Origin of the sequence: Peribacillus sp. NPDC101480 (assembly GCF_050277335.1) — a bacterium.
GTDB lineage: Bacteria > Bacillota > Bacilli > Bacillales > DSM-1321 > Peribacillus.
The window spans coordinates 578,802-593,425 of sequence record NZ_JBNNSB010000002.1; the positions used below are offsets into that span (position 1 = coordinate 578,802).

The 14,624-nt window shown below is 37.3% G+C and carries 16 protein-coding genes; 7 read left to right on the forward strand and 9 right to left on the reverse strand.

Annotated elements, in window-relative coordinates; translation table 11 throughout:
- Positions 1–120: 120 nt before the first annotated feature.
- Positions 121–735 carry a glucosaminidase domain-containing protein gene (locus ACQKMF_RS10300; protein WP_157830958.1) on the reverse strand — a complete coding sequence of 205 codons (615 nt, stop codon included), beginning with the start codon at positions 733–735 and terminating at the stop codon, positions 121–123.
- 364 nt (positions 736–1,099) lie between these two features.
- On the opposite strand from ACQKMF_RS10300, the gene ACQKMF_RS10305 reads away from it, so the two are divergent.
- Positions 1,100–1,387: a hypothetical protein gene (locus tag ACQKMF_RS10305; protein ID WP_101221642.1), complete on the forward strand. Its 288-nt coding sequence runs from the start codon at positions 1,100–1,102 to the stop codon at positions 1,385–1,387.
- A gap of 380 nt (positions 1,388–1,767) precedes the next feature.
- Here the strand turns inward: ACQKMF_RS10305 and ACQKMF_RS10310 are convergent, their stop codons facing one another.
- Positions 1,768–3,300: an esterase/lipase family protein gene (locus ACQKMF_RS10310; protein ID WP_427573186.1), complete on the reverse strand. Its 1,533-nt coding sequence runs from the start codon at positions 3,298–3,300 to the stop codon at positions 1,768–1,770.
- Positions 3,301–4,057: 757 nt separating this feature from the next.
- Positions 4,058–4,282, reverse strand: coding sequence for a helix-turn-helix transcriptional regulator (locus ACQKMF_RS10315; RefSeq protein WP_101221641.1), 225 nt, complete (start codon positions 4,280–4,282; stop codon positions 4,058–4,060).
- Between the two features lie 134 nt (positions 4,283–4,416).
- Here ACQKMF_RS10315 and ACQKMF_RS10320 point away from each other — a divergent pair, with 134 nt between their 5' ends.
- Positions 4,417–5,055: a LexA family protein gene (locus tag ACQKMF_RS10320; protein ID WP_101221640.1), complete on the forward strand. Its 639-nt coding sequence runs from the start codon at positions 4,417–4,419 to the stop codon at positions 5,053–5,055.
- Between the two features lie 1,006 nt (positions 5,056–6,061).
- Here the strand turns inward: ACQKMF_RS10320 and ACQKMF_RS10325 are convergent.
- The 3 genes from ACQKMF_RS10325 to ACQKMF_RS10335 form a co-directional block, all read right to left on the reverse strand.
- Positions 6,062–6,751, reverse strand: a complete 690-nt coding sequence (locus tag ACQKMF_RS10325) for an N-acetylmuramoyl-L-alanine amidase family protein (protein WP_260357265.1) — start codon at positions 6,749–6,751, stop codon at positions 6,062–6,064.
- Positions 6,752–7,061: 310 nt separating this feature from the next.
- Entirely contained in the window at positions 7,062–7,382 is a 321-nt protein-coding gene (locus ACQKMF_RS10330; protein ID WP_427572917.1) for a hypothetical protein, read from the reverse strand.
- Between the two features lie 114 nt (positions 7,383–7,496).
- Positions 7,497–7,826, reverse strand: coding sequence for an alpha/beta fold hydrolase (locus ACQKMF_RS10335; protein WP_402942105.1), 330 nt, complete (start codon positions 7,824–7,826; stop codon positions 7,497–7,499).
- A gap of 147 nt (positions 7,827–7,973) precedes the next feature.
- Between ACQKMF_RS10335 and ACQKMF_RS10340 the strand changes: the two genes are divergently transcribed.
- Together ACQKMF_RS10340 and ACQKMF_RS10345 are read left to right on the forward strand one after the other, a co-directional pair.
- Positions 7,974–8,894 carry an aminoglycoside phosphotransferase family protein gene (locus tag ACQKMF_RS10340; protein WP_427572919.1) on the forward strand — a complete coding sequence of 307 codons (921 nt, stop codon included), beginning with the start codon at positions 7,974–7,976 and terminating at the stop codon, positions 8,892–8,894.
- A gap of 200 nt (positions 8,895–9,094) precedes the next feature.
- Positions 9,095–9,328 (forward strand): spore coat protein, encoded by a 234-nt coding sequence (locus ACQKMF_RS10345; protein ID WP_260357963.1) that lies wholly within the window; start codon positions 9,095–9,097, stop codon positions 9,326–9,328.
- A gap of 71 nt (positions 9,329–9,399) precedes the next feature.
- Here ACQKMF_RS10345 and ACQKMF_RS10350 read toward each other — a convergent pair whose 3' ends face one another.
- A complete protein-coding gene (locus ACQKMF_RS10350) occupies positions 9,400–9,861 on the reverse strand; it encodes a GNAT family N-acetyltransferase (RefSeq protein ID WP_427572921.1) in 462 nt (153 codons plus the stop codon).
- Positions 9,862–10,114: 253 nt separating this feature from the next.
- Between ACQKMF_RS10350 and ACQKMF_RS10355 the strand changes: the two genes are divergently transcribed.
- From ACQKMF_RS10355 to ACQKMF_RS10365, 3 genes are all read left to right on the forward strand, one after another.
- Positions 10,115–10,606, forward strand: a complete 492-nt coding sequence (locus ACQKMF_RS10355) for an AAA family ATPase (protein WP_427572923.1) — start codon at positions 10,115–10,117, stop codon at positions 10,604–10,606.
- Between the two features lie 735 nt (positions 10,607–11,341).
- The gene (locus ACQKMF_RS10360) at positions 11,342–11,671 is read left to right on the forward strand and encodes a DMT family transporter (protein WP_427572925.1); all 330 of its coding nucleotides are present in this window, start codon (positions 11,342–11,344) and stop codon (positions 11,669–11,671) included.
- Between the two features lie 24 nt (positions 11,672–11,695).
- Positions 11,696–12,043, forward strand: coding sequence for a DMT family transporter (locus ACQKMF_RS10365; protein ID WP_427572927.1), 348 nt, complete (start codon positions 11,696–11,698; stop codon positions 12,041–12,043).
- A gap of 117 nt (positions 12,044–12,160) precedes the next feature.
- Here the strand turns inward: ACQKMF_RS10365 and treR are convergent, their stop codons facing one another.
- Positions 12,161–12,874: a trehalose operon repressor gene (gene treR, locus ACQKMF_RS10370; RefSeq protein WP_427572929.1), complete on the reverse strand. Its 714-nt coding sequence runs from the start codon at positions 12,872–12,874 to the stop codon at positions 12,161–12,163.
- Positions 12,875–12,905: 31 nt separating this feature from the next.
- A complete protein-coding gene (gene treC, locus ACQKMF_RS10375) occupies positions 12,906–14,576 on the reverse strand; it encodes an alpha,alpha-phosphotrehalase (protein ID WP_427572931.1) in 1,671 nt (556 codons plus the stop codon).
- Between the last annotated feature and the right edge of the window lie 48 nt (positions 14,577–14,624).

A 14,624-nucleotide genomic window follows, 5' to 3' on the forward strand; every position in this document is an offset into this window, starting at 1 on the left:
TTCATGGGTATTTAAACGTCCTTAATTACGAACGGAAGTATACGATCGCCTAATATGTACTTTGGTAACAATCTGATTACAATAAAAAAGAGAGCTTTAACTACCGCTCCCAGTTAAAATTCACTTCACTCGTAATCTTTGGTTCACTTTAATTAGGTTAAGATCTACCAAGCCGTTCCACTGTTGAATCTGCACTTGTGTAGAACCGTATGCTTTTGCAAGCGCAGAGACGGTATCCCCTTTTTGGACAATATGATAAACCTCTTCTATACTTGCATCATATTTTGTTAAATCGCTTGTTTCGATAAGGTTCACCAGTTTTTCAATATAGTTGGGATCCGAGGCGTACCCAGCATCGAAAATTGCTTTGAGTGCTTTTCTGTAATCTTTTTCTCCAATGACAGCCGTATAAAGACTTCTATTCCATGAAGTCCCCTTTACATATAAATTGGCAAGATCTCTAAGACTTTCTTCCCAAGATGGGTATTTTCTGAATTTGTTCCATACTTGAACGGGTACGCCATTGACATATTCCATTGTCTGAATGATGACTGACTCACCCTTGAAGTCACCTTTTGTACCGAATATATTTTTTCCTTTGCTTGCTAATAAACTTGTCCCATATCCACTCTCCAAACAAGCTTGTGCAATGACAACAGAAGGTAATATTTTAAATTCCTGTTGAATTTTCTGGGCATAGGGAGCAATTTCCTTAATAAATGTTTCCTTGCTCATTAGAACCTCCCATCAATGGTTTTACTTTATTTTTCACTGTTCATCTTCATTCTTATCGTATTCTCATCTATGAAAAAGGTTACAGCAAGTCCCATACAAAAGGTTCTGATGTTTGGCTAATTGTTTTTATTATAGATTTCTTACCTAGAGTGGCCTGCTTCGAGTATTATTTATCCATTTCCCTACCAAACAGGAAAAGCCGTCAATCCATTTAATTAAATGGATTGACGGCTTTTCCTATTGAACACTGAAAATCTTCAAAACTTGTTCGTTAATTTTAAATTTGTAATTATTTATTTTTGTATAAAACCTTGATGAAAAACAAAAACTATTTTTAAAAACTTCATTTCAAGGTGGTGAAATCATGGACTACCCAACCGTCCATACAAACTTCTGGGATGCAGTGATAGCCATTCCTACCATCATGATTCTTACTCAACTTATTAAGGTCATGTTTCATATTCATCCAAAATTCGTCCCTACCATCGCTTTGGGTCTTGGCTTGTTCATTTCCATTTTCATCAGTCATCGTCATCACTTGGTTTCAGGAATTTTCATGGGCTGGTTTTATGGCTATGCAAGCATAGGCAATTATGCTGCACTCAAAACTGGTATTTTGTCTTATAGAGAATCCTACAAAAAGACGGATTAAATCTATTCTTGTTGTCTAGCTGAAATTCATCAATCTTTTTATTGCTAGATGACCTTACTAGCTTTATTTTCCATCGAACACCATTAATTTAATCGCTGTATTAGTAATTACAAACTGGCTGAATCCTTTGGCTAAAACAAACCACCCATGTTAGCACCACATTACATCCAAAAAAAACCTTTTCAATTATGAGAAGGGATTTTTTGGATGCAATGTGGGTTATTATGTTTTTTACACTCCTGCCGAGGCGGCTTGGTAGGATCTGCGGAAAGGGAGCGGATTTCTGTATTCAACTGGATCTATTATTCAAGAAAAGACTGAAGGCAAACTTCGAATTTGTCTACAGTCTGATACCCTCTCAAAGAAGAGAATGCATTTCACTATTTCTCAATATAGACCGAACGAATCATTGTCCGGGTTCTTTCAGTACCATCCACATTTTTTTCCTTGACATCTATTGTTACATTATAAACACCTGACCTAGGTACTTCCGGAAGGGTGCCAGTAAAATTTTCTGTATCCATTGCCTTAATTGAGCTTTTTTCACTAATTTCATTACCTGTTTCATCTATTAGATGAACCAAAAATGTTGTGCTTATTGGCCTTTTTTTATCATTTATTGGGTTCTTTATTAAAAATTTCGCATCTTTTTGCTTAACTTTACCGGCCATACTTAATGTAATGGGATTCTTTTCGTTAAATTGTGCTGTGAACAGGTAGGCGTCTTTTGGCGATTTAGTCTTCATACGCACTTTCCAATCACCAATTTCAAGGTTGTTTCTATTGAATGATTGGACGGTTGCACCATTAAAAAAGGAAGTTTCGTTTTTGGCTGAATGAACCATTAAGGAAGGTGAATACTTTTTATTGGATGGAGAAATCATTTCAACCTCGACATCATTTGATGCTGTATATATGTTTATATTGCCTGGGGCTGATTCATTTACATGGAAGCTTAGTTCGATCCAGACATTTTGTTTCAGGACATCACCCAGAACGGTTTGAGCGAGTGCGGTGGTAATGACATCATCTTCAACCCGTTCTTTATAATTGACATTATATTCAGGGATTCCAGCGGTGGAAGTGCTTCTTAAATATGGTTCAATTCTTGAAAATACAGCTGAGCCGACTCGTATATTGTCGTGATCAAAGTTGGGATCTGAAAATAATTGTGTTGCATAGGGTATTTTTGTACTCCATACATTCACTAGACCATCATTTTCCCCATATGAAGATAAATATTGTCCACCCATTGATAAGGCTGATAGAACCGGGCCTCTGTTCATGCCTGCCACAGTGAAATACATGTTTTTACGAGAATTAACATGGTTATCCGTGACCGAACGAAATTCAGCCATTTTACCAACTTGTAAAGAATAAGTTCCCTCATCTTTTTGACCTAATAGGGAACCAAGCCAGCCCGCATACCAGCTATAAGCCAAATCAGCTAGGTGAGAACCATGATGGGGGGAAGCTAAAGTGATCACCCTTCCAACATACTGGTGTGCTCCATAGTGCACTAGAGCCGCTTGGGTATCTGGGCCCCCTTTGCTGTGAGCTATAATATTTACTTTTTCACCCCCGAAATGGTTACTGATTTCTGCAAGCATTTGAGCTAAAAGCCTTCCATTAGCATATTGGCTCACTGATCCATTTCCAGCTGAATCATGAAGCTGAACAAAAACAGTTTGGTAGCCTGCTTCATACGCTTTGGTATACATATCATTGACACCATGATAATCCGTTTCACCGTACCAGCTGGTTGAACTGCCGTTTTTCCCTTGAACAAACACGATCGGTGGTTTCTTTGTATCAAGATTGGGAGGAATACTTCCAAGAAACCAATCCCCTGGACTGAAAGTTTCGGAAGGGGGCTTTAATTTTCCTGCTGAGGAAATGTCTGGCTTGGCCATAATTAATATGGTTAGAATGAGGACAAGAAAAACGACATAATTGATTACATTCCTTTTCAATTGTTATCTCCTCCAATATCATGTGGAATTCTTTCGAACTCATCCTATTTTCAACTCCCTCCTTCCATGCCTTTGATAGCCTTCATTAGTATATATTTGTACTTTTGCATACCATTACCTGCTATCTTCATAAAGATAGGAGAAATAAACTAGAAGAATTCATAAAAAATGGAGATATAGTATGATGGTTTGCCTTCAATTCGTTTATGTATACAGTCATTTTCCAATTATGAAATTATCCTTATAGAGGAAATCCATATATCGAATGCTGTATGTTCATGAAGAAAAAGAGAATAAGCCCTTCTCCTGCAACGGATGTAGGGCTTGACTATATTTATGAGCATCCAAATATTATTCTTCGAATTTGCCACTTTCCAATTGCTCCTATTCATATTGTTTTGAAGTCCATCCTATACATTAAGTAAATTGTTGACAGCAATTGGATGTCATTCATAGGGATCTCAGTATCAATCGTGTATTTGGATTATTAACTCCTTAAAGCCCTCCCCTAAACGCCCATACGCGTATTTCACAATGAGAACTGGATAAATAATATCAGGGCTATGCTCGCTCTTCCAATTGTATAATTTATTTATCTGATTTTCCTTTCCCATTTTTTCACCCTGTTTCGATCATTACTTAAATTTGCCCCAGGAATGGTTACTTTGGTGAATAAATGATTGATAGACTTGATCCCTTAACTACATTTGAAGTGTAGGTGGGGATCAAAAAAAATAATATCGTCGATCGAGAACCCTACACATTCAGCAAACAAATAAGCCTTATCGATTCGCAAAGGAATCTTATATTGCTCATAGTCAATGTAAGTCCTTTTGGCCATCTTCAGCACTTTAGCCATTTCTTCCTGTGTTAAACCTTTATACTTCCTCGCTTGTTTAAGTGTGAACTTAACGTTTGTCATATCTTGTCACCACCTATCTAAAAAAATGATATCACACTTGAAGTATAGTTACCAACAATTTTTCGCAAAATTCACGCACTTTAAGTTTACTCACCTTCACTCATGGTGTATATTCAAGTAAGAGGTGAAGAAATATGCACATTGGTGAACGGATTAAAATGTTAAGAAAAGAAAGAAAAATGACACAAGAAGATTTGGCAAATATATTAAAGGTGGCACCAACGGCAGTATCAGCATGGGAATCCGGACGGAATAAACCTTTAATGGATAAATTGGGCATGATGTCCTCATGCTTTGAAATACCGCTATCCCACCTCATTGAAGGAGCACCTAACGTTAGAAATGCTCCAGGAATGGAATTTCTAAATGAAAAGAATGTAAGATTAATTGGAGTATACGGCAATATCCCTGCTGGAGAGCCTAATTTTACCAATGAATATATAGAAGCCTATATGCCGACATTAAATTCGATGCTAAAAACGAATAAAGAATATTTTTTCCTTAGAGTGAATGGCAATAGCATGAACAAAGAATTCAGTGACGGATCATTGATTCTCGTTGAAAAAACAACCTACGTTGATAAAGGAAAAATCGGAGTGGTCTTGGTAAATGGTCACGATGCCACTGTCAAAAAAGTGAATATCGATGCAGAAAACATCACACTCACTCCCTGCAGCACGGATCCTTTTTATGAAGAAAAAACCTATAACATCAAAAATGATAGAGTTCGAATTTTAGGAAAAGTGGTTCAAGCCATTAAAATATACGATTAATATCCACTTAGAGTTTCTTTATGGAGTATTAATTTAGTTCTCTTTGTTGACTGATACATATTAGGTACAAGCCATCATGGTTTGTGCTTATTAGTATTGTTCTTTATATATGTCTTTGCAAAGGATAAATAGAATTTGTGTCAGCCTATAAACAAAGGCATATCCGTTTTCCCCAGATTACTTATTTCATTGAGTGAATGTTTTTGGAGCTATAAGCTTCCTCGGGCTTTTATTTCAGATTTCCCTTTCATGCAGAATGAATATAATTGTCTGTATTAGGCAATCAAATTATCATATTTTTATTATTCGGTTCACAACCTCATATGGGAATCTTATAATAGGATGATAAGCATTTGCCTCTGTAGCTCTAGAAGGGAAGAGCGCCGGAAAACATTTGTAGCCACCGGGTCGCAAGGTAAGGGTTTCAGAAGCACCGAAAAGCAAATACGCTGAGGCAGGTGGAATTCCTGCCGGTGAAAATCCGTAGGGAAGCGTGTTCTCCCCTAGCCTATGCTTACGAAAGGAGTGCGGGTTCGAATCCCGTCAGAGGCTTGTTTCTTGGAAAATGCGAGTATATATTCAATTCCACTTTTGCCTTCTGTGCAAATTTTTTTCCCTTTCACTTCTTCCGCTATTATCTAAGTACTCATTTAGGACAGTAGAATGTACACGACTATTTTATTACTTGCATATTCCTGAACGAGGAAAAGCCCCTCTCTTTTTGAGAGGGGCTGAGTTTAGGTTCTCTCTAAAAGTTAAAACAAAGTTGATTGGAGCGGGTGGCGAGACGCCTGAGGGAAATGCGTGGCCAAGGAAGTCCCCGCCAGGCGCAAAGGCGTCGAGGAGGCTTCCGGACCGCCCGCGGAAAACGAGTGCCTGTAGTGGAAATCAACGTTCAAATTGTACTAATCCTTAAAAACTGTAGACAAACTCTTTTTGAGAAGGGCTTCCTGTGTGGTGTGCTTCTGGAAGTTAAAAATAATTTAACCAGGCAACTATTAATTATTCATTTAACCCGCAATTTTTGGTTTACTGTAATTGTGTACTGACTGTCAAGAGCGTTCCAATCTTTAATTTGCTGAACCGTACTGCCATATGCCATGCTTAAGGAGTATACGGTGTCACCATTAACGACTGTGTGGTATACAGCTGTATTTTTCTTTTTAAGATCGAAGCATTTAACTAAACCGTTTACATGCCCGCGAGCCAGTGATTCGATAAAGGCTGCCGTTTTCAATTTGGCTGCGTCATTGACATTATCGATAAATCCATTTTCAGTCAGTAGTGCAGGCATGTCCGTTTCACGGAGCACATGTAAATCTCCTGTTTTTTGTCCTCTGTCTTGGATGTTGATAAGCTTCAAGACCTCTGAATGAATATGATCTTGATACGTTTTCGTAATCTGATTAGTAGACGTATAAACGTAATCCTCATACCCAGTGCCGCCGCCGGCATTGATGTGGATGGAGAGATAAAAGTCGGCTCCCCACGCGTTCGCTGCATTCGTCCTATCGTTTAAAGAGGGGTACGTATCTTGGTACCTGCTCATTTTTACAGAAACGTTATTATATTCTATTAATAAGATGTCTTTAATTCGAGTTGCAATGGATAAAGTTAAATCCTTTTCTCTCAATCCATTCCCCACCGAGCCTGGATCCGTACCGCCGTGGCCGGGATCAATAAATACTTTTACCATTTCTATCACCTCTATTAATCTTATGTTACGTATCAATAAATGCTTGTACACATAACTATCTGATTAAAGAAATTTCAAAATAAAGAATTCATCTCTCGGCCACAGTTCCAAAAAAAATACACCCTAAAGGTGTTATGGCATTATACGATAACATTCGCCAAATGGACGCGGAATTTTTAAAAAGCCTTTCCATTTTTATACTTTTCTATCAGGAATTATTGGGCGTCTACAAATAAAGTGATAGAAGGAGATAGAGAGATTAAAAAAGTCAACATTAACAAAAATACTCTAACTAAATGCTTGCATTTATTTAGTTATGGTTTGTTTTATTTAATTGTTCTGCACAATCTTTGATTGAGTCAATCACTATAGTTGGTTCTGATAATTGCAGAAAATGCCCACTTTTTTTTGCGACAATGTGTTTGCTGTTTCTTGACAATGAAAGCAATTCCAATTGATTCTTAAGTCGTTTTTTTCGAATTTCCTCTGGCATCATTCGATTTTCTTGTCCACCAGTAATGACAAATACAGGCATTTCGGGAAATGTATCAATTTGCTGCATTTGATCCACAGTTTTTTTTACAAAATTAACTTCATTGAATTGTTTATGCGAGGATAAGGAATCAAACACCTTGAACATCCTATTAACGGTTTTTACGGCCTTGCCTTGATATTCATTAAGGCTTATATCTTTCGTTGTACTGGATTCTAAAAAAACTATTCCCCCCACTTCATTTGGGTAAAGTCAGGCATATAAATTAGCATATAGGCCGCCTAGCGAATGTCCGACCAATAAGTATGGAGGTTCAAACCCCACGATTGTTAATGCCTCACGTAAAGTGTTAACAATTCTTTTCCCGTCTTGGCTTTCCTTAGGTTTATCGCTGCCAGCAACACCAAAGCGATTATAGGAAAATACAGATGATGTTTCAGAAATTGCCGGTAGTATTTTCATCCAACCCTCTATCGGTCCAGAACCACCGTTAATCAAAACTATATTTGGTTTGCCTTTTCCACTAATATTATATTGTAACGTCCCTTTTGGTGTTTCCACTTTATATTTTTCTATTTTCAATGTCAGCGCACCTCACTTTGTTTAGATTACTCTACGAGTGTAACAAGCTTTGGTTTCATTTATTGAAGTTCTAACATAATGCTTTAATTTTTACGAAAGTTATCTGGAAACTTATCCTATAGCTAAAATTTTTTAAAGGAGAGTTGTATGATGAATGAATATGGTAAGTTTGAACAATTGGTTCAAAAGTTTGATCAAGGAAGCAAGCTAATTCGCGCATGGGAATTAAAAGGCGGAATTTCTGCACAGGTTACAGGCCTTGAAGTATTACATCCTTCAGGACGGCTCATGAAAATGATCGTTCGTCAGCATGGTGATCCTGACCTAAAACGGAATCCAAATGTTGCAGCTGATGAACACAAGCTCCTAGGGATATTGAAAGCTGCAGGTTTGCCTGTACCGATGCCATATTACCTAGAGCAATCGTGCGAGATTTTTTCCAAGCCATGCATACTTATCGAGTTTATTGAAGGGAAGTCAGAATTCACACCCTCAAATCTCAATGATCATATCTTACAATCGGCAATAAATCTAGCAAAAATCCATCGTGTTGATTGTGCAAATCTATCTTTATCATTCCTGCCTAAATTAGAAAATACATATATCGAAATGTTAAATAATAAAGATAGGGTAATCCTGGACGAAACATTAAATATGAGTTTGATTAGGGATTTGTTAAAATTTTTCACGCCTTTACCGTCCATTAATAAGGAAGTGATTCTTCATGGTGATTATTGGCCAGGAAATCTATTATGGATAGAGGGTAAACTAGTTTCCATAATTGATTGGGAAGATTCAGGCTTAGGGGACCCTTTGATTGACCTTGCCAATAGTCAACTCGAAATCTTTTATCATTTTGGAATGCAAGCGATGAATGACTTCACCAATCAATATAAAACCCTGATGCCTGAGGTGAATTTTACAAACTTACCCTACTGGCAATTATTTGCCGTATTACGGTTATCTACATTTCCTGAATGGGGCTTGGAAAAGAGCAAGGAAAATAATTGGCGAAAAAGACACAAGTCATTTGTTCGTCAAGCGATTAACCGAATTCGTTTAAATTAATGCTTTTTAAAATGAGTGAAAAATCTGATATGCCCAGGATATTTTTGATAAAGGCATTTATACTAGTCCCTTTATCATTTATTTTCATAAACTAATAATGACTTTCAAAAAAAAATCCAGGAGGTGTTTAAATGTATAATAAGCCCTGGGGGCATCCGAAAGGCGGTCAATGTCCACGACAATATTGCCCACCTCACAGAATGCCTACACAGTATAATCCACCTCAAATCTCCCCAGCAAAGCAATATGTAAAAACCAATGTCATCAACACGGTGATTCCGGTTTTTCACCCGACACATACAACTACGGTGAATAAACACTTCAACACATATATACCGCATACCCGAAGTATCGTGAAAGAGTGTTATTCCCAAAGCTTTATTTGTGGAGTTCCTCAACCCCCTAGTTTTTCAAGGAGAATGGTAAGATATTAATTAAAAAAACCCCAATTCGGGGTTTTTATTAATTCCTTCCTCCATCCTTTGAATAATGAGTGTCAAAGGATTTACAACTGTCTAAATGCAAACTCCCTATACTTTTTAAAGTGTTGTTTTTGATAAAACTCTTTTGCAGCTTTGTTTTCAAACCAATAATCCAGTTCAATTAAACCTATATCATTCTTTTTGGCAATTCCATAGACCTCATTCATTAGTATTTTACCGTAACCTTTTTTGGTTTGATTTTCAACGATACTAAGCTGATGCACATAAACTGATTTATACGCATTTTTAAAAGCACTTTCTGGATATTTTTTAATTTCAATCCATACGTAACCGATCGGTTCTTCATGTTCTTTTAAAACGAGAAAAACAAAACTGTTATTTTCAACCAAACTTTTGAAAGATTCCTTCATTGCACTATAATTATATTCCTTAAAATACTTAGGATATAGTTTTGCATGCAGATCGTGGACATTTCTATTTAGTTTTGCAATTACTTCATGATCCCTGGTTTGACTAACATACATAATTATCCCCCTGACTATATCCTGTGAATTTCCATATACCAGTAATGTTCATATTCAAAGTACAATTATTTATATAGGCCAGTCAATAGCCGTAAAGAAGAATTACATTCCTAGAGAGGCAGGCAAAGTTCTTTTTTCATTCTGGGTAAAAAAAAGATGCGAATTAACAGTTTGAACATACTAATAAATAAAGTGGAAAATATCATTATGATATTAGTAACCTATTTCCTTAATATACTGGAAGGTGATGATCATGACTTACCCTCTTTTTATTGTGACTGGCATTAGTGGCTCAGGTAAATCAGCAACTTCACTGGAATTGCAGAAAATCATGGTGGATTTCAATGTATTTGATATGGATCTTATCGTTAACAATGACGATTATCAAACAGCATGTGATAATTGGTTGAAGGTTGCCTATTATAGTGCTTATTCCGGACGTAATTCCGTATTATTCGGCAATGTACCCGATCCCTATAATGTTGAAATTTGCGACCATTTCCCTTTATTTAATCCAGTTCATTACCTACATCTTTATTGTAACGGTGAAGCGCGTACACAACGATTATCGGCTCGTGGCAAATGGACGGCTGACAGCATTAATTATATGAATGAACTATCTGAGAAGTTAGTTCAAGAAGCCAAAACATCAGTTCCACCAATACCTTCTATAGACACTTCTACCACTTCGCCGCCCCAAGTCGCTAAGTTAATTAAACAATGGATAATGGAGAAGCTTGCCTAAATAAAGGAAAATCTTGTTATAAATGCAGATATGGACCTTTGTTCCCAAATCCACTCTTGTCTGCTGCTGGCTTTCTTTGCCAAATAAACGTACCGGTATAACCAAAGCCTTTTTGTTTAGCTTTTGATTTAAGGGTCGTTAGTTGAATAAGTAGTAAAAAGGGATCTTCCTATAGAAATCCCTTTTTACATCCCGGTAACATCTGATTAAATTAACTAGCTTTGTATAGAGTATGCACTAAAGTGGGATACCTAAATTGTTGTGAACGTGATCTATTCCCCCAGAACGGGAAGCCTAATCCTATTAAAGTTGTTGCTAATAGAGATGAAATACGGATTCTAAGTGTAGCTACATCATTTGTTTATTCTATCGAGGTATATTTTAAAATAAATAATGTACTTACAGAGGTTCTTCCCCAGTGTAAAAGTAAATTTATCCGAATAACTATTAATTAATTTCATATTCTACCGTTTCCCTATTTCTTAAGTAATATAATCGTTAAAGGAATAATTCGACAAAATTCCTAGAAATCCCTGTTCACCCTTCTTATATGTTGCTACCAGGTTCGAAGAAGCGGCTTATTGTATCACTTTAAGATGAATATTGAGCGTGAATAGCAAAGACAGAAAATATGATACTGACTATAGGTGGTTTTAGTTTAATATGAGTCCTTTAGATGATAAGATTCTTGGGGGAAGTGGTCGAAAATAGATCAATATTTAGGAGGAGTTCATCTTGAATCCTTATGCGTTTTTGGCAATAGCCATCCTAAGTGAAGTGTTTGGCAGTTCGATGTTAAAAGTATCAAACGGGTTTAAAAGGTTATTCCCTTCCATTGGTGTGGTAATTGGAATGGGTTTGGCTTTTTATTGCCTGTCATTATCATTAATAACCATACCGCTTGGAACGGCTTATGCCATTTGGTCGGGAATAGGCACTGCTTTAACTGCTTTAGTGGGAGTTATCGTTTATAAAGAAAGCTTTAACTTGAAAAAATTTTTAGGTTTAGTCCTGATCATTGGAGGAGTGGTTGTTTTGAAACTCTCTAGTGGAGGCACTTCTTAACAATTTAGTAATGGAGGTAATAATATGAAGGGATACATAGCCTTAGGAATATCAATCATTAGTGAAGTATTTGGTACGACCATGCTTAAGTTGTCTGAAGGCTTTACTCATTTATTCGCTTCATTTGGGGTTATAATTGGGTTTAGCATTGCATTTTATAGCTTATCTTTATGTCTTAAAACAATTCCATTAAGCTTAGCATATGCCATTTGGTCAGGAATAGGCACAGCTTTAACGGCAATGATTGGCGTACTATTATGGAACGAGCCATTTAGTATCACTACATTAGGCGGTTTAGTATTAATCATTGGCGGAGTGATTTTACTAAATGCTTCCCATACCACTAAACAAGCGGAAGGAGAGTCAACTTAAGTTTGACTCTCCTCATCTCCCCGCTCGTTCAAAAATAAAAATATCTTCAACGGCGGGGTTCTCATTTTGAATGGGACTGAACTTTCAAGAGTCAGTCCTTCATTTCTTCCTTAACCTTCACCAAGTCCTTCGTGCAAAGTCAGTGAACTTGAATTTATCGGGTCTATGCCTGGATTCGCTATATTGAAACAAGCTTCCATCGATTAAATGGACCGTACTTTTCACAACTGCCACCATATCGAAGTCTTCAATGTCCAATAATTGTTTATCTTCATCACTGCATGGCTCCACGGTAATTTCCTTGTTGGAAAAACCAATCTGGAGCCCGAGATCCTTTTCGATATATCCATAAATAGAATCCTCACAAATTTCCTTGGTCAGGTTAGTTACGAATTCGCTTTTGAAATAGTCTTTGTCCAGTATGATTTTCTTCCCATTGATTTGGCGTACCCGGAACACCTTCCATATTTCACCATCATCAGTTAAGTCTAGAAGCTTGGCCATTTTTGAGTCGGGGGTCTCAAGCTCCAACTTGTGGATGATCGTTTTGGAATGCAAATTCAACTTTTCCACCATTTCTTTATAGGAAATCAAGCCTGCTACAGGAAAATTAAATTTGCTGAAATCCAAGACAAAGGAACCCTTGCCTTTGATTTTATGGATATATCCATTTTGTTCAAGCAACTGTAAGGATTTTCTCACAGTATCCCTGGATATGTCATACTCTTCCATGAAGCTGCTTTCGGAAGGAAGCTTTGAATTTGTCGGAAAGGTTCCTTCTTCAATTTTTGAAACGATATCACCATATAGCGATAGGTATTTGCTGTTCATTTCATCACCACAATATATTTTTCTTAGTCTGCTACTCGTCCTTTTTCAACAAATAGACCACCGATTCATAGGGACGAAGGATAAAATCACCTGCATGTTCTTTCGAATCGATATAGTTTGAGAGAAGGAGCTCTGAGTTGTATCCGGATAGGTCTATATCCTTTGGAATTTCGAAGACCGTTTCTTTTGCATAAAAGTTATTGACGACCAAAAGTTTCTCGTCTTCATAACTGCGTACATAAGCGTACAATTGGTCATGGTCGCCAAGAATTTCCTGATAGTCCCCATATGCAATGATATCATGTTTCTTGCGTAAGAATATAAGTTTTTGGTAATGATGAAAAATGGAATCCTGATCCATCAGTGCGTGTTCAGCATTGATGATTTTGGCATTATCAGGCACTGCAATCCATGGAGTCCCTTTTGTAAAGCCTGCATGTTCCGCATTACCCCACTGCATGGGAGTTCTCGAGTTATCACGGGATTTAGCTTGAAGGATTTCGATTATTTCCTTTTCTTCCTTGCCTGCCTCTTTTAAAATATTGTAATAATTAATCGATTCCACGTCCCGATATTGTCCAATATCATTGAATTTCGGGTTGGTCATCCCTATTTCCTCCCCTTGATAAATATAAGGGGTTCCCCTAAGCATATGAATCGCTGTTGCCAGCATCTTGGCCGATTCCTTGTGATACTCTTGATCATTCCCAAACCTGGATACGATCCTCGGCTGGTCATGGTTACACCAGAACAGGGCATTCCATCCATTTCCTTCTTGCATCCCATATTGCCAGCTGCTTAGGATTTCCTTTAACTGACTGAAGTCAAAATCTGCAAGTGACCACTTTTCCCCATCCTTATAATCCACCTTTAGATGATGAAAACTGAATACCATCGACAGCTCCTTTTCAACTGGAGATGAATATTTGATGCAATGGTCAATGGTCGTCGATGACATCTCCCCTACAGTCATCACCTCTTCATCCTTCCCGAAAGTTTCTTCATTCATCTCTTTTAGGAATTGATGAATCTTGGGACCGTCTGTATAAAAGCATCGTCCATCTCCATCTTTGTCATTTTCATAGATGTCAGGTTTCGAAATAAGATTGATGACATCCAAACGGAATCCTTTGACACCTTTATCCAGCCAGAAGTTTACTACATTGAAGATTTCCTGCCTCACTCTGGGATTTTCCCAATTAAGGTCAGCTTGTGTCCGATCGAACAAATGGAGGTAGTATTCATCATGTTCCGCTACATATTCCCATGCAGGGCCTCCGAATTTCGAAATCCAATTCGTAGGGGGCTCACCATTTTTCGATTTCTTGAAAATATAATAGTCCTTATATTCTTTCTCTCCAGCCAATGCTTTTTGGAACCATTCATGCTCTGTTGATGTATGGTTGAATACCATATCCAACATGATTTGGATACCCCGCGAATTAGCCTCCTTCACCAATCTTTCGAAATCATCCATCGTCCCAAAAACAGGATCAATGGATGTATAATCCGCTACATCATATCCATTATCATTTTGAGGTGAACGATAAAAAGGGGTCAGCCAAATATAATCCACTCCCAGTATACTCAAATAATCAAGTTTTTCTATCACACCATTTATGTCCCCGATGCCGTCACCGTTCGAGTCCTTAAATGACTTCGGATAAATTTGATAGATCGTACTATTTTTAAAATCCTTCATTGTAATTCCTCCCCTGCTATCCCTGATGTATCTTTTGCCAGTATGGTA